We start from the raw sequence: 16107 nt of genomic DNA on the forward strand, positions 1-16107 counted from the left end.
GGGCCCAGAACAGACTTTTTAGATGGTTTAAACTGTCATGTGATATCTAGCGCGACGAGCGTTAAACAGGCCTACCTCGTCTCGGCAGGTACATCGTGCTTCAAGTAGTCCAACACCGCTATGCAAAACTCTTCCGGCTTCTGAACGGGGAACAAGTGCCGGGCATTCTCGATCACTCTCAATTGGCTTGATGGGATCAACGAGTGTGCGGCACGAGTGGTAATTTGGTAGAAAGTGCGGCTTTGAGCACCCAAAGCGATCGCAACAGGAAGTGCCAACTCCTGCAGATCTTGGCTTAAAACTGGTGGTGCCGGAGGTCCGGCGAAGAGCAGCGGCAGCATCCTCGCATTCTCAACCATCATCCCCCGAATATCCTCGGGAAGCCCATTAAATGCGCCATACTGCGCGTTAACGTCATCCACGAATTGCTGAACCGTACCTTCAAGGTTTTCTGCTTCGGCTAGAATGCGAGCTTTCTCGCTCATTGTGACTCGATCGTTTAGAGCCTCTTGGGCTTTTTCCTCGTCAGAAACAAACGTTGCCAACGCGGGTTCGTAAAGGAACATGCGCTTAACGAGCCTTGGATGCTGTACTGCCATCGTTAGACAAACCCCTGCGCCCAAAGACCACCCAACAAGTGTCACTGGTTCAAGCTTCAGACTTCGAATGAACTCGGCGAGATCATCTGCAAGGACTTGTATGCTGAAATTCTCTCCGTCGTCTGGCCACGCACCTGTTCCGAAGTAACGCATCGTCAATCTGATCATCCGGTAGTGTGGGGCGATTAGATCACGGTGCGCATCCCAAACCCGATGATCTGCATTCGATCCATGAACAAAGACCACGGGCTCTCCTTCGCCGTCTTGGGCGTAGGACAGCCTGTCCGCATTTATTGCAACTCTCTGTTCCATTGCTCTGGCGAAGTACTCTTGTTGCATTTGTTTTGAGAGATATAGCGCCAGACCCGAAGATACTTGGAGCAATAATTCAGCTGTGTTCAGCCAAGAAAGCCAGGGCGTCCCTCTCAAAACGTGGCCATTCCGGGTCGTTGTCCGGGATGGTATGGTTGGAGCTTTCGTAGGCGATGAACTTCGCGTTGGGTAATCCCTTCGCAAACAATTGTCCTTGTTCGACCGGTTGCATCCTGTCACTGGTCCCATGACAAACAAGGCACGGCACCTCGACCTTGGACAATATCGGTGAGATATCGATGTTATCAATCACACCGCGATACCGCCCCATGTTTTCGGGTGAAATCATCTTGCGCATATCTTCGGCATATTGCCGCCGTTCTTCTTGGCTCGCGCCCGGCACGATGATTTGCGCCATCAAATCACGCAGAGACGGATAATCATCGTCCCACCCGGCAGTCATCATTTGCTTAATTGCGTTGGCGCGTTCCACATCTTTTTGCGATGTTCTTTTTGCCCGACCAACGGGGAACCCACCTATCATTACGATCGCAGACACGCGGTCAGGTCGGCGCGCTGCGAAGGCGGCTGCCACTGCTGACCCCTGCGATATCGCAAGGATCGGGGCGCGCTTGATACCCGCTGCGTCGAAAACGGTTTCCAAGTCATCAACGAACCGTTCGAACGTGCATGTTTCGGCGTCCCAGTCGGATAGACCGTTGAGCCTGGCATCAAAACGGACCAAACGATGCCGTTGAGCGATGGACGTATAAATTGGAGCTTTCCCCGGATTGCGCCAGTCAAGCTCCAAGTGTCCAATCCAACTTGGCGCCTTTACGACCGGAGGACCGTCTCCAACTGAGCTCCAGGCCAGACTAATGTTGTCGTCAGTTTTGCAAAAACGAATTTCCTGTGTTTTGGCGAAGCGAGCACGCGATTTGGACACATGTTCATCGGTGAAGTTGAACGACAGCACTTCGATCGGCTGTTCAATGCCTTTGAACGTATGTAGCCCTTCCCGGCGTAATCGTTTGGCATAATCCGCTCCGGCAAGATCACAAAGTACCTTTGAGGCCAGAATGCCCCCGGGTACGGCTGCCGATTGGAGCCGCGCAGCGATGTTGACGCCGTCTCCGAAGATATCGTCGCCATCGACGGTGACGTCGCCGACATGCAAACCCGCTCTAAGCTGGATACGTTCCGGAACCAAATAGGGATGGTCTGGCTCTCTTAGCTCGGTTTGGATCGCAATTGCCGCTTCTAGGGCGTTTCCGGCCGACGGAAATTCAATCAATGCTCCGTCGCCCAACAGTTTGACCACCCGGCCAGACTTTTGCTCAACGATCGGCGTTACCAAATCGCGGTACAAGGTGTTCAGTGTTTTGAGAAGTAGCTTGGAGCCACCCTGCATCATCCGACTGAAGCCGACGACATCGAGAGACACGATTGCAGCAAGGCGACGTTGACTCATGGTTACTTCCCGCAAGTTGGCTCGAAAACACTACCACGTTAAAAGACTGTTAGAACCGGCAACTTGCCTAATACCTGCCAACGGGCGGTGGCATGATCGGTGAATAAGATCTCTAGTTGCCGGAAGACGTGTGGAGGCGATCATTAAAAAGGTATGCCTATCCGTTTTCTCGGGGAACGGCGGATTTGTCTGCTAAGAGGTCAGTCAGACGGAACGCAGCGAATGGCTGCTCTGAGCCCATGCCCGACCGACATCGTAAATTCAAACTATTGTTGTGGCGAGTACCAAATCGGCGAAGTATAGGCGCGTTCCTGTGCTGTCATAGGGACACCATCCGGCATGTTTATTCCGAACTTCACTGCATCATACGCCGTCCAGCGCGGGGTTGGAATTTCTATAACCCGGGCATAATAAAATGCGCTTTCCGAGGGATCGAAATCCGGGTCTTCCCACACGGCTCCCAGCTCAGAGGCTCCAATCGTGTTAGTCCACGAGGGGATAGAAAGGTCCACTGTGGTGCCTATTGACGGCAACTTACCAGCGGCATCTGGTTCGCGGGAACCAGACCAGGCCACGTCGTAGACTTTTTCCCGTTGCTCTCCATCTGCATCTATCCAGCCCTTTATGATCTGGATTCGATCCAGGTTTGCTCCCATCGGATCACGAAGCGCATATACCAAAAAAAAAGGTGCGCCTTCCCCTGGGCCAAGATTCCCACCCATCGGCACACCCTTGGTGTATCCCACAAGCGCCAAGTCCCGCCGCAAGGCATCCTCTTCGGTAAAAGAATATCCTCCGAACATTCGGACGCGCATTCGAGGTCCTGTAGTTGCGTAGGTTTCACGCCGATGCATCGCATCCCAAATGGCTTCGCGGGAATTCTCTTGCGCCCATACAGCTGTCAAACCGCCAGTAATATATTGCGACGAAAGCAGCGCAACATTCCCGTCTGCATAGGTCTTGCTGACATGTTGGCTGCGCTCTTCGCTGGGCTCATAACCGGTGAACTTCCCGAAGAAATTGTCGTTATCTGGAGCCGTTAAGCCTGTGTGTGTGTCACTAGCCCCGCCCAGGCCAAACTTGAAAGGGTTTACTCCCAAACCCTTTTCCAAAGATAGGCCGCGAAGTAACCCGGATCGAGCATATTCACCAGGTAACATTTCTGGCTCTTTCGGAACAGAAGCATCCAGATTGCCGTAGTCCCATGTTTCGAAGTCAGCAAATTCATCGTCTGGTGATAGGAACGGGTGGGCCTCACCATCTCCCTTAATCTGAGTTGGTTCGTATAGTCTTTCCCATTTGTTTCGCGCTTCTGCGTATGCGGGATCTAACGGCACCCCATCCGCGAAGTCATCGACTAACGGGAACATCCAGCCGTTAGACAAGTTCCCATTATGTGGAATAGCAAGAACACGCCCGCCTGTCGTATGCTCATAGTTCTCCAACCATTTCCAAAGATCACGAGGGTTAGGTGAGCCCACAGGTGGCGTTGTTGTATAAGGCAGTATCTGTCTTGTGAGCTCCGGGCCGTCGCGAAAGATCACATTTCGGTGCAAATTGTTCCCTGCAACAAGTGATGTCCATTCATAGGCGATAAAGGTGCTGAACACGCCTGGATCATTGTACTCTTCCGCGGCATCGATAATGTCGTCCCAAACACGGGCGTACGCGGGGTTGCCCGGTTGATAGTTCAGCGCAGGCGAAACCTGTCCTTGAGCAAACGCCGCTGTAAGCTCGAGCGCTGCCGCTAGTGCGGCTTCGCCACCCTTATTGAATTCTTCATGGAAATATCTGCCTTGCTCATCTGCTAAGATGTTGGGAGAACCTCCGATGATGTCGGTGATAGCACCCATCGCATCCGAATGATCTGTAATCATGAAGAAATCGAGAGGCATCGACAGTTTTACAGGTTGCCCCGTGTTCGACACAACTTCTTCTCCGCGCGCAAACCGATAGGCATCGCGCGGCATGAGGCGCGTACCGCCTCCACCAGCATCCCCGGAAAGACCAGTATGAACGTGAGTGTCACCAAAATAGACTTGAGTTGGATATGCGCGCTCAGCGTAAGGTGAATAGGGTCGACCGGAAGGACCGGAAAGGCCTGTCGGATTTATTGCATCCTGAGCTAAGACTGGGCTCCCCAGAATGAGAGCTGCTGACAAAAGAAAGCGAAACAATTTTTCCTCCATAATTGAAGACACCTTACCACAACTCTGCTCGAGAAGTTATTTCGACTGAGTTCGAAGGTTTGCTAAGGGTCTTGTCAGAAGAACTTTGCTTGAGCGGGGCAGGGTGGTTGCGTAGCATTTGCCCATGACCAGACCGGCCTCTTTCAAATACTTTAAAACCAGCCCCGAGATCATCCGCCTTGCAGTGATGCTGTATGTCCGTTTCCCTCTCTCGCTTCGGAATGTCGAAGATCTTCTGCATGAGCGAGGCATCGATGTTAGCCACGAAACTGTCCGATATTGGTGGAACAGGTTTGGCCCAATGTTTGCTGCTGAAATCCGAAGAAAGCGTGTTCAGCAATTGAGAGCATACTCCAAATGGAAGTGGCATGTGGACGAGGTTTTCGTGAAGGTGAATGGCAAGAGACACTACCTCTGGCGTGCCGTCGATCATGAGGGCGAAGTGCTGGAAGCCGTTGTCACCAAACGTCGAAACAGAGCTTCAGCACTGAAATTCCTCAAGAAATTGATGAAGCGGCACGGAAAAGCGAACAACTTCGTCACGGATCGCTTCGCTTCCTACAAGGCGGCGCTTAGAGATTTGGGTGCTCTCGAAAAACAACAGACGGGCCGGTGGCTCAATAACCGGGTTGAGAATTCGCACTTGCAGTTCCGACGACGCGAACGCGCAATGCAGCGTTTCAGGCGCATGCGAAGTTTGCAGAAATTCGCCTCCGTCCATTCCTCCGTCTACAACCACTTCAACCAGGAAAGATCGCTCACTAGCCGAGACACCTTCAAGCTGACACGCGCCGCCGCTCTTAGCGAGTGGCGTCAACTTTGTTCCGGATAGGTTCGCGGTTTCCGCGGCAAACTGAGACTGGTTCGAATTTGTCTGACAGCACCGTCCTGAGTTTCGACTACAAGCCGCGCAGTCTATCTTGCGAACGCTTCTGATTTTGATTTGCTGAAGGGATAGTTCTTTTTAGGGTGTAATCTTTTGGGAAAGTGGGGCCGGAAAAGCTCCGGCCCGACGACGTTTAAGACAAATGGTGTACGTCTTGAAGACCATAAACAGGCGTTTCGATACCTTCCATTCGAGCTTTTATCTGCAGCGATAGAAACTGCGAATAGTGGCGCGACTGATGCAGATTCCCGCCGTGAAACCATAGAGCTTCTTGCTGTGTAGGTTTCCACATGTTGCGCTGTTCCCCCTCCCAAGGGCCAGGGTCCTTCGTCGTATCCGATCCCAAACCCCATACTTTCCCGACTCTGTCAGCCATTTCTTGACCAGCCAGATCTGCAATCCAACCATTCATCGAATTGTAGCCAGTTGCATAGACAATGACATCTGCGTCGAGATGTGTTCCATCATCCAAGATTACGCCGGTTTCGTCGACCTCAACAACCTGACCACGCTTTATCTTGATCTCTCCATCAATGATGAGCTGGCTGGCGCCGATGTCGATATAGTAGCCTGATCCACGGCGCAGATATTTCATGAACAAACCGGAATCGTCGTCGCCCCAATCAAGCCAAAACCCTGCTTTCTCAAGCCCGTCATAGAACTCCTTGTCTTGTTCCTTCATCGCAGCGTAGGCTGGAATCTGGAACTCATGTAGGATCGCATAAGGCAGCGAAGCGAAGATAAGGTCTGCCTTTTCGGTCGTCATGCCGGCTTCGACGGCCCGTTCGGAATATAGATCCCCGAGCCCGATTTCCATCAAAGTATCGGACCGCACAATATGCGTCGAGGAGCGCTGAACCATGGTGACGTCGACGTCATTCTCCCAAAGGGCTGCGGCGATATCATGCGCGGAATTGTTTGATCCAACGATAACTGCCTTTTTACCTTTGTACTTGTCTGGGCCTGGATGCTGCGATGAGTGGTGCTGATCGCCTTTGAACTTATTCATTCCGGGAAAGCTCGGCATGTTGGCCTTGCCTGACATACCCGTTGCCATGACAAGCTGTTTGGGTTTCAGCGTTACTTCCTCGCCGTCGCGGTCTACAACGACCGTCCATTCCTTGGTTGTCTCGTCATAGCTGGCGGACTTGGCGGTCGTGTGTGTCCAGTAGTTGAGCTCCATCACCTTGGTGTACATTTCGAGCCAATCACCGATTTTATCCTTGGGTGAGAAGACCGGCCAATTCTCTGGGAATTTGATGTAAGGCAGATGGTCGTACCAGACCGGGTCATGTAGGCAGAGGGATTTGTAGCGTTTGCGCCAGCTGTCTCCGGGGCGTTCGTTGCGCTCCACAATGATAGTAGGCACGCCGAGCTGGCGAAGACGTGCACCCAAAGCAATACCGCCCTGTCCGCCGCCAATGATCAGGCAGTAAGGTTGCGTCTTGTATCCGAGTTCCGCCTCTTCTTGTTCCCGCTCTTCTTTCCAGGTCGTGCGGTGTTTCCCAGCTCCATGTTTAGCTCCTAGAGGACGCTGAAAGCCCTTAGGTTCTTCGTATCCTTTGAGTTCGACCATCGTGGTCAGCAGCGTCCAGATCAACCCACCCTTCAGACGGATTAAACCGTAACCGCGCGCAACCTCAGTTTCAAATTCGATCCATGCTGTCGTGATGCCACCGTCTTCAGTCGGAACCTCGCCGTCCGCGACCTTCCATCCTTTTGGCTTGATCGTCGCCAATTGGTGCCGCAACATATCGGCTACCTGACCTTTTCCTTCGACTGTTTTGATGTTCCAAGTGAAGGTCACTAGATCGCGCCAGTAGCAGTCATCCTGAAACATCTCGGTGGCAGCTTCAACATCTCCTTTATCGAGTGCCTCGCCGAACGCGTCGAGAAACGCCTGTGTCTGATCCGTCAGTGTCGTATCGAGCATTTCATCCTCCCATCGCTCATCCATTTTGGTTAGCAGCCTATGGGAAGGGCGCTTTCAAAATCCAGACATTTAACGAGTCCCGAACACTGGCACCAAACCGACCGCAAGGACGACGCTGTTGTTTAAAAAGACTTCAAGCCAATGACCGCTACGTCCGCTTGGCAGACGTTCAGCAGATTTCAGCGAACGTCCGCTGCCGTTCAATGCAGACCTTCGGGCGAAATTTCTCGGAATGACCACCATCAATGACCGCTTTCCGTTCCTAAGCCGTCATCTGACTGAAAGACTCATATGACTGCCTTGAGCCCAAGGTGAACAATGCTGTGAAAATCACTGAGGGCGGCTTTGCACAGGAACCGGACCTTGCAAGGTTTAACAAACGGCCCACAGCCGCCATCCATCGATACGACGAATTGCTGCGTTCGCATTCCGCCTTGCAGGCATGCGAATTGCGTCAGACTATCCGAAGCGCTGGTTCCTGAAACACAGCAAAAAAATGTAGCATTTTATCAGAATACTTTTACCTTGTGGTCAAATTTGGGGGAAGATGAATGCTCGACATCATCATTAGACAAGCCCAACTGCCGGATGGCCGAGGGCCTTTGGATATAGCGATCAAGGATGACCGCGTCGCAGAAATTGCCCCCAAGATCAAGGCTGAGGCAGGCGAGGACATTGACGCGGCTGGACGATTGGTTTCGCCCCCGTTTACCGACCCGCACTTCCATATGGATGCGACCCTGAGCCTTGGAACGCCTCGCATGAATGTCTCGGGTACACTATTGGAAGGCATCGCGCTTTGGGGTGAGCTAAAGCCTCTGCTGACACCCGAAGCAGTAATTGAGCGCGCCATGCGATATTGCGACCTTGCCGTATCGCAGGGATTGCTGGCAATCCGTTCGCATGTGGATGTTTCATCCACACCTTTGGTTGGCGTTGAAGCGCTGTTGGAGGTCCGCAAGCAGGTCGCTCCCTATATTGATCTGCAGCTGGTAGCATTCCCGCAAGATGGCCTTTACCGCTCAGAGAATGCAGAAAAAAACTTGATCCAAGCCCTTGATTTGGGTGTTGATGTAGTGGGCGGTATCCCGCATTTTGAGCGTACGATGTCGGAAGGTGCCCGGTCGGTCAGGAGACTGGCCGAGATAGCGGTGGACCGAGGCTTGATGCTGGATTTGCATTGCGATGAAAGCGACGATCCAATGTCGCGCCACGTGGAAACCTTAGCCTATGAGACCACGCGCCTTGGGCTTGGCAGGCGGGTAACAGCAAGTCATGTCACCGCGATGCACTCGTATGACAACTACTATGCGTCGAAGCTCATACCTCTGATCGCAGAAAGCGGCATGAACGTGGTGCCCAACCCGCTCATCAATATAACGCTGCAAGGTCGCTCGGATACCTATCCGCGTCGTAGGGGGCTGACCCGAGTGCCAGAGCTGCGCGCGGCGGGTGTAAATGTCGCCTTCGGGCAGGATTGCACGATGGACCCGTGGTATTCGCTTGGCTCCGCCGACATGTTGGAAGTGGCTCATATGGGCGTGCATGCCGTGCCGATGACATCCCGCGAGGCGATGGAGTGGGCGTTTACGTCCGTTACTCAGAATGGTGCCAAGGCTATGGGCTTGCCCGACCCGACGATCCGCGAAGGCGGCCCTGCCAATATGGTAGTTCTGCAAGCGCAGGACCCGATTGAAGCAGTTCGCATCAAAGCCACCCGGCTTGCCGTTATCAAAAACGGAAAGGTGCTGGCCCGCACAGAACCACGAATGGCCGCGCTTTCTTTGCCTGGCCGTCCCACGACCCTGGATCCCGCAGATTACGCGCCCAGGCCCAATACTTAGGAAGCTCATTAACAAGAAGAATTGCCACCAACAGAAGAGGATCTACCAATGAAACTCACCACAACCCGCCGTCAACTGATGGTCGGCGCTGCGGCCATGCTGGCCCTGCCGGCTTATATCCATCGCGTGAATGCGCAATCTGCGATCCGCGTCGCCGGAGTGCACATGTCTCCGGTTGAAAATGCGTGGAACAGCCGCATTCACCTGGCGATGCAGGAAGCCGCCGACACTGGCCTGATAGAGTATGAGTTTTCAGAAGGAGTAGCGCCGACCGACTATCCCCGCGCGATGCGCGAGTATGCCGAGGGAGGTGCGCAAATCATCTGGGGTGAATCTTACGCTGTGGAGCGTGAAGCACGCGAAGTGGCGGGTGACTACCCCGACACCGCGTTTCTGATGGGGTCTTCCGGTGGGCCAGAAGGTGACAATTTCGGTGTCTTTGGCACACGTAACCACGAGGCAGCCTATCTGGCTGGTATGCTCGCGGGTCAAATGTCCGAAAGCAATGTCTATGGTTCGGTCGGGGGTTATCCGATCCCCGAGGTGAACCTTTTGATCAACGCTTTCCGCATGGGCGTAAGCGAAGTGAACCCAGACGCCACCTTCGTCAACGGCTTTATCGGTGCATGGTTCGATCCGGCCCGCGCGCAAGAGGCTGCGATTGCCCAGATTGATGCGGGTGCAGACATTCTGTTTGGTGAGCGCATTGGCACTGCGGATGCGGCCCAAGCGCGAGGTGTGAAGGCGATCGGTTCGCTTATCGATTATACTCCGCGATACCCGGGCACGGTTTTTGCCAATGCAATCTGGAATTACGGTCCCACAATCGAGGCCATCGTGGCGGATGTTCAGGCCGGTAATCCAACAGGTCGTAACTACACGGAATATTCCTTTATGGCCCATGGCGGCAATGAGTTGATCTATGTCGCCGATGAAGTGCCCGCCGACGCCATCCCGGGGATGGAGGCCAAACAGGCCGCGATTCAATCCGGTGAATGGGACGTTCCGATTGATGAAAGCGAGCCCTCCTGATCCAGAGGGTTTTGACGTGACCGATGCCACGGCTCTTGCAGCTGCCATCACAGCAGGGCAGATCTCTGCCTGCCAACTGATGGAATCAAGTCTTGCTGCCTGCCACGCACGGGCGGATTTGGGGGCCGTGGTTTATCTGGACGAAGAAATGGCCCGCGCTGGGGCAAGGGCGGCGGACGCTTTGCCACCAGACCAGCGCGTGCCATTTCATGGGGTTCCGTTTTTGGTGAAAGACCTCGGTGGTTTCGCAAAAGGGCTGCCGGCGGCGGCAGGATCTGCGGCAATCCGAGCACAATGTTGTAGACCCGAAAGTGACAGCCACCTGCTACACCGTCTTCGCCGCACCGGCCTGATCCCTTTCGGCTTGACCGCAACACCGCCCTTTGGCCTTTCCCTAACATGCGAACCCGACGGTATGGTTGTGACCCGCAATCCATGGAACCCCGCACTGACACCCGGTGGTTCATCCGGCGGCGCCGCAGCCGCGGTTGCAGCTGGTATTGTTGCAATTGCTCATGCCACGGATGCAGCCGGGTCCATCAGGGTTCCCGCCGCATGTTGCGGCTTGACCGGGCTTAAGCCTTCTCGTGGCGCGGTGCCTGGAGGCCCTGATTTTGCCAATCACCTGATGGGCATAGCGTCTGAGTTGGTCCTTGCGCGGTCGATCCGCGATGTGAAGACGGCCTTTGACGCGGTGGCCCAGCCCTTGGCCCCGGTATATCTGCCAGAACGCCCCAGCGTCGCATTGGCACTGCCGGAGCGGTGCGGTGCCGACCAGTGCAAGGCCGCGAAAAGTGCTGCCGACGCGCTGCGCGATGCAGGCTGTGAGGTGTGCGATATTCGTGCCCCCGACCAATTGGGGGATGAGGCTCACGCAATCGCTCGAACCATACTAGCTGTTTCCATGGCCGAGTGGCTGACTGCGCTCAAGATAACTGATGATGAGATTCCACCACTTGCCGCAGCCATGGCTGCCGAGGGCCGTGCGACGTCGGCCACAGCGCTTTTTGCGGCCTCACAAAAGCTCGCTCGTGTGACAAATCGATCTCGCAAGCTTTTTAAGTCTGCCGATGCTGTCCTGATGCCGATCCTCTCGTCTGCGCCGCCCGATGTAGGCACTTTGGATCTGTCCGGCTCCTCCCCAAACGATCACATGGCGCGGCTCGAGGCTTTTGCCCCGAACGCCGCACTAGCAAATGTAGCGGGCTTGCCAGCTTTGGCGCTGCCTTTTGGCATGGCAAATGGTCTTCCACTCGGCGTTCAACTGATTGGTCCCCCCGGCTCGGATTTTGCGCTGCTGAAACTTGGCGCACTTGTCGAAGCACGCGCGCCCACAATCACTTTTCCGCACCCAATCGCAGGCCTGCCCGCATGACCAAGGTTCTGGAACTAAACGGCATTACCAAGCGTTTCGGAACGCTTACCGCAAATGACGATGTGACCCTCACACTAGAAGACGGGGAAATTCTTGCTCTGTTGGGCGAAAATGGTGCGGGTAAGACGACACTGATGAATATTCTTTTCGGCCACTACGCAGCCGATAAAGGTTCTGTCAGGGTGTTTGGCAAAGAACTGCCCCCGGGTCTGCCACGCGCAGCGATCGAAGTGGGGGTGGGAATGGTACACCAGCACTTCACGCTTGCGGGCAACCTCACGGTTCTTGAAAACGTAATGCTGGGTTCCGAACCGCTGACGCGCACGCGTTCTGCTCGTGGCGAGGCGCGCAAGAAACTGTTGCAGATCTCAGAGCGGTTCGGCCTGCCTGTTAATCCAGAGGCCAAGGTTCGGACGCTTTCCGTTGGTGAACGTCAACGGGTCGAGATTCTGAAAGCACTCTATCGCGACGCACGTATTTTGATTTTGGATGAACCGACTGCCGTTCTGGCCCGGCCCGAGGCGATGCGCCTGTTCGAAACGCTGCGTGATATGACAAAAGAGGGCCTCTCGCTTATTTTCATCAGCCACAAGCTGCATGAGGTCATGGCAGCCTCTGACCGTGTGGCGGTGCTTCGTGGCGGCAGGATAGTCGCGGAACGCAAAACACCCGAAACCACACCAGAAGAGTTGGCGGAACTGATGGTTGGCCGCAAGGTTGAGCGTCCCGTACGTCAAGACCATGAGATTGGAGCGCCAGTCCTGATCGCAAAGGACGTGAGCGTGGAAGAAGACGGTGATTTGCGGCTGGATGATGTGTCTTTCGCTGTCCATGCCGGTGAAATCCTTGGTATCGTCGGCGTTTCAGGCAATGGTCAATCCTCCTTTGGTGCGCTGCTGTCAGGATTGGCACACCCAAGTGCGGGTCAGTTAACACTCTTGAACGAAGATATCAGCCATCTGGGTCCGCGCGGCATGATCCATGCGGGCGCAGGCAGGGTGCCTGAAGACCGGCACGCAGAAGGCGTTGTGGGCGAATTGAGTTTGTGGGAAAACGCGGTGCTTGAGCGCTTGCGCACACCGGAATTTTCGCACCGCGGCTTTGTTCGACAACGCGCCGCCCGGGATTACACTGCGGGGCTGATAGAACGTTTTGATATCCGCGGCGCCAGCCCCGACACGCGAACAAGGCTGCTGTCCGGCGGCAATATGCAAAAGCTGATCCTTGGCCGGGTTCTGACCAATGGGCCGCGTTTTGTGCTCGCAAACCAGCCAACGCGTGGTCTTGATGAAGGTGCAATTGCTTCAGTTCATGCCGAGCTTTTGGCAGCACGGGCCGAAGGTGCCGCAATCCTGCTCATCTCAGAAGAATTGGAAGAAGCTGTAGCCCTGTCAGACCGAATACAGGCCATCGTAAAAGGTCGCTTGTCAGAATCGATATCGGCTGATGAAGCCGACCCACAACGCCTTGGCCTGATGATGGCAGGTGTCTGGAAGGAAAATGATGATGCGGCTTGAACGACGCTCACATGTGCCGCTGCATCTTGCGATCATTGCACCACTGGCCGCGATCTTTGCTGCATTGCTTTTGGCCGCAGGTCTCATCGCTGCTGCTGACGTAAATCCGCTAACGGCTTATGGCGAAATGGTGAATGGCACATTCGGCTCGCGCCTTTCCATCGCCGAGATGTTGACCCGCGCCACTCCGCTTATCTTTACGGGGCTTGCCGCAGCTGTCGCCTTCCGAGCGCGGCTTTGGAACATCGGGGGCGAGGGACAGTTCTTTGTTGGGGCGCTAATCACCGCTTGGATCGGTCATTCACTCGGGGTTCCAGGGTGGATAGGTATTCCGATCTTGATGTTGGCGGGCATGGCGGCAGGCGCGGCCCTTTTGGCAGGACCTGCCTTTTTACGCTTACGTTTCGGCGTGGATGAGGTGGTGACAACCCTGCTGCTCAACTTCATCGTGATCCTTTTTGTTGGCCTCATGATTGAGGGCCCTTTGCGCGATCCGCTGGCCTTTGGGTGGCCCTCTTCGGTGCCCGTAAACGGGGATTACCGCCTTCCGGATCTGATCCCCCGTACACGTCTCCATATCGGGCTGCTTGTTGCCATCGCAGCGGCAAGTGCTGTTTGGCTGATCCTTGCGCGTACTGTTTTTGGCACTGAAACACGCGCCGCAGGCTTAAATGCCAGTGCCGCTGCCTTTGCCGGAATTGCTCTGCCCCAAACGATCATGGGTGTTGCCTTGCTTTCGGGCGCGCTGGCAGGGCTTGCCGGGTCTGTCGAAGTCATGGGGGTCACTGCGGGGGTCACCACCACTATGAGCCCCGGATTTGGTTATGCAGGCATTGTCGTCGCCATGCTCGCCGCTTTGCATCCGGCCGGAGTGGTCGCTGCCGCTGTTTTCGTCGCAACAGTCTTTGTCGGGGCCGACGCCATGAGCCGTGCGACGGGTGTACCCAGTTTCATTGCCGATGTGATCGTGGCGCTGTGCCTGCTCACCATGATCGTGGCCCTTCTTTTCACAACCTACAGGGTGCGCCGATGAGTGATGCAATTGATCTGCTGCTGAATACCAGTCTTTGGGCTTCCGTGTTGCGTATTGCGACACCGCTCATATTTGGTGTTCTTGGTGCGTTGCTTTGCGAACGTTCGGGCGTGCTCAATCTGGGAATCGAGGGGATCATGACCATGGGGGCGATGAGCGGTTGGCTTGTCGTCTACATGGGCGCGCCATTGCTTGCAGGCCTCATTTTTGCAGCGTTTTGCGGCGCGGTGATGGGATTGCTTCATGCCATGTTGACAGTTCCACTTGGGCTTTCGCAACACGTCTCAGGGCTGGGCATAACGCTGTTTGCATCCGCTTTAGCCTATTACCTGTACAGGTTACTTGTTGAGGTGGGAGATCTGCCTCCTACGATCGAGACTTTTAAGCCGCTCGATTTTCCGGTCCTGTCAGATATTCCCGTTTTGGGAACGATCCTTTTTAACCAAGCTTTGCCGACCTATCTGGCGCTCACTGCGGTGGCTGTGATGGCCTATGTTCTTGCCCGCACGCCTTTGGGGTTGGCCATTCGTATGACCGGAGAGAACCCTCATGCGGTTGAGGCGCAGGGGCTGAACCCGATCCGTATCCGTATCGGCGCAGTTGTTGTCGGGTCGGCTTTGATGGCGGTTGGCGGGGCCTTCCTGACCACAACGGCGTTCAACAGCTTTTTCCCGGGCATGGTGCAGGGGCGCGGTTGGATCTGCATCGCATTGGTAGTCTTCGCTGGCTGGCGGCCCGGTAAGGCTCTGATTGGCGCGATGTTGTTCGCTTTCTTCGATGCCTACCAACTGCGGTTGCAGACAACGGTTGAGGGTGTGCCATATCAGTTGTTCCTTATGGCGCCGTATGTACTTTCGATCGTTGCGCTCGTCCTTGTCGCCCGCAGAGCCGAAGTCCCAGCGGCGTTGATGGCACCCTACCGACGCGGCGAACGTTAGTGGCATATTTTCGAACATATTGGCCAGGAAACTATAAAATCATCAAAATAAACATCTACTCGACCAGACAATGAAGAGCTGGGCACGAGACCTTAATCAAAATCCGGAAAACTCTTGACAATATCTATTTATTAACGCTCCGGCGTCATTCAGTCGCGCAGATTGAAATCCGGTCTCAAGGCTACTTGAATGTCTGCTTCTGAATATTCGACCTGACAGGCTCACGCACGCAGCGAATGGCCGGTTTCCGCCCGATGAGCAAAATGGCGATGTCTGCTTTGGGCCGACTGCAGTCTTTGCCGTCAATAAGACTAATGCCCGTTATGTCCGCATTGCAGTCATTGAGCGGAATTGAGTGAACGACTGCTCCGAGCCCATAAGAGACCTTGGCATTCGACACTTTTAGGGGGTTTAGACTTTTTGTGTTAAGCATATTTACTGCCGAAACAATCGATTTTGTGGGAGGACCAATGAAACTTTTAAAACCATTTGCATTTGCATCGACTGTGACGCTTTTAGCGTCTTCGGCGTGGGCTCAGGACGCCCCTCCAAACGTCCTGATTATCTGGGGCGACGACGTCGGATATTGGAACATCAGTGCCTACAATCAGGGCATGATGGGATATCAGACGCCAAACATCGACCGGATCGCCAACGAAGGTATACTGTTTACGCATTCTTATGGCGAACAGTCCTGCACCGCGGGGCGGGCCTCCTTCATCACGGGGCAATCCGGCTTCAGAACCGGCCTGCTCAAAGTTGGTCTGCCGGGTGCACCTGAAGGTATGTCCGAGAAGGACCCGACGATTGCCGAGTACATGAAGTCGAAGGGCTACATGACCGCGCAATACGGAAAGAACCACCTGGGTGACAGGGATGAACACCTTCCAACCAATCATGGTTTCGACGAGTTCTTCGGCAATCTTTACCACCTCAATGCTGAGGAAGAGCCAGAGAACGTCGACTATCCTCAGAACC

General features: G+C 54.7%; 12 protein-coding genes. 8 read left to right on the plus strand and 4 right to left on the minus strand.

Annotated elements, in window-relative coordinates; translation table 11 throughout:
- Positions 1–71: 71 nt before the first annotated feature.
- The 3 genes from GS630_RS13705 to GS630_RS13715 all read right to left on the minus strand — a co-directional run bounded on the left by GS630_RS13705 (position 72) and on the right by GS630_RS13715 (position 4571).
- Positions 72–1028, minus strand: coding sequence for an alpha/beta fold hydrolase (locus tag GS630_RS13705; protein ID WP_216599798.1), 957 nt, complete (start codon positions 1026–1028; stop codon positions 72–74).
- Entirely contained in the window at positions 988–2382 is a 1395-nt protein-coding gene (locus GS630_RS13710) for an alpha/beta fold hydrolase (RefSeq protein ID WP_171620723.1), read from the minus strand. Before GS630_RS13710 ends, GS630_RS13705 begins: the two co-directional genes overlap by 41 nt.
- 266 nt (positions 2383–2648) lie before the next feature.
- Positions 2649–4571 carry a DUF3604 domain-containing protein gene (locus GS630_RS13715; protein WP_171620725.1) on the minus strand — a complete coding sequence of 641 codons (1923 nt, stop codon included), beginning with the start codon at positions 4569–4571 and terminating at the stop codon, positions 2649–2651.
- A gap of 124 nt (positions 4572–4695) precedes the next feature.
- On the opposite strand from GS630_RS13715, the gene GS630_RS13720 reads away from it, so the two are divergent.
- The gene (locus GS630_RS13720; protein ID WP_170556625.1) at positions 4696–5403 is read left to right on the plus strand and encodes an IS6 family transposase; all 708 of its coding nucleotides are present in this window, start codon (positions 4696–4698) and stop codon (positions 5401–5403) included.
- A 187-nt stretch (positions 5404–5590) separates the two neighbouring features.
- Here the strand turns inward: GS630_RS13720 and GS630_RS13725 are convergent, their stop codons facing one another.
- Positions 5591–7390 carry an NAD(P)/FAD-dependent oxidoreductase gene (locus GS630_RS13725; RefSeq protein ID WP_171620727.1) on the minus strand — a complete coding sequence of 600 codons (1800 nt, stop codon included), beginning with the start codon at positions 7388–7390 and terminating at the stop codon, positions 5591–5593.
- A 551-nt stretch (positions 7391–7941) separates the two neighbouring features.
- On the opposite strand from GS630_RS13725, the gene GS630_RS13730 reads away from it, so the two are divergent.
- From GS630_RS13730 to GS630_RS13760, 7 genes are all read left to right on the plus strand, one after another.
- Entirely contained in the window at positions 7942–9234 is a 1293-nt protein-coding gene (locus tag GS630_RS13730) for an amidohydrolase family protein (RefSeq protein WP_171620729.1), read from the plus strand.
- Between the two features lie 48 nt (positions 9235–9282).
- The gene (locus GS630_RS13735; RefSeq protein ID WP_171238392.1) at positions 9283–10266 is read left to right on the plus strand and encodes a BMP family protein; all 984 of its coding nucleotides are present in this window, start codon (positions 9283–9285) and stop codon (positions 10264–10266) included.
- Positions 10247–11641 (plus strand): amidase, encoded by a 1395-nt coding sequence (locus GS630_RS13740; protein ID WP_171620731.1) that lies wholly within the window; start codon positions 10247–10249, stop codon positions 11639–11641. Before GS630_RS13735 ends, GS630_RS13740 begins: the two co-directional genes overlap by 20 nt.
- Complete coding sequence (locus GS630_RS13745) at positions 11638–13158, plus strand: ABC transporter ATP-binding protein (RefSeq protein ID WP_171620733.1); 1521 nt, start codon at positions 11638–11640, stop codon at positions 13156–13158. The genes GS630_RS13740 and GS630_RS13745 overlap by 4 nt, the downstream gene beginning before the upstream one ends.
- Positions 13148–14191 carry an ABC transporter permease gene (locus GS630_RS13750; protein WP_171620735.1) on the plus strand — a complete coding sequence of 348 codons (1044 nt, stop codon included), beginning with the start codon at positions 13148–13150 and terminating at the stop codon, positions 14189–14191. The genes GS630_RS13745 and GS630_RS13750 overlap by 11 nt, the downstream gene beginning before the upstream one ends.
- A complete protein-coding gene (locus GS630_RS13755; RefSeq protein WP_171238388.1) occupies positions 14188–15129 on the plus strand; it encodes an ABC transporter permease in 942 nt (313 codons plus the stop codon). Before GS630_RS13750 ends, GS630_RS13755 begins: the two co-directional genes overlap by 4 nt.
- A 470-nt stretch (positions 15130–15599) precedes the next feature.
- The coding region (locus GS630_RS13760; RefSeq protein ID WP_171712061.1) for a sulfatase-like hydrolase/transferase at positions 15600–16107 on the plus strand (508 nt) is incomplete at its 3' end.

It is taken from the genome of Ruegeria sp. HKCCD7303, from assembly GCF_013111185.1.
GTDB lineage: Bacteria > Pseudomonadota > Alphaproteobacteria > Rhodobacterales > Rhodobacteraceae > Ruegeria.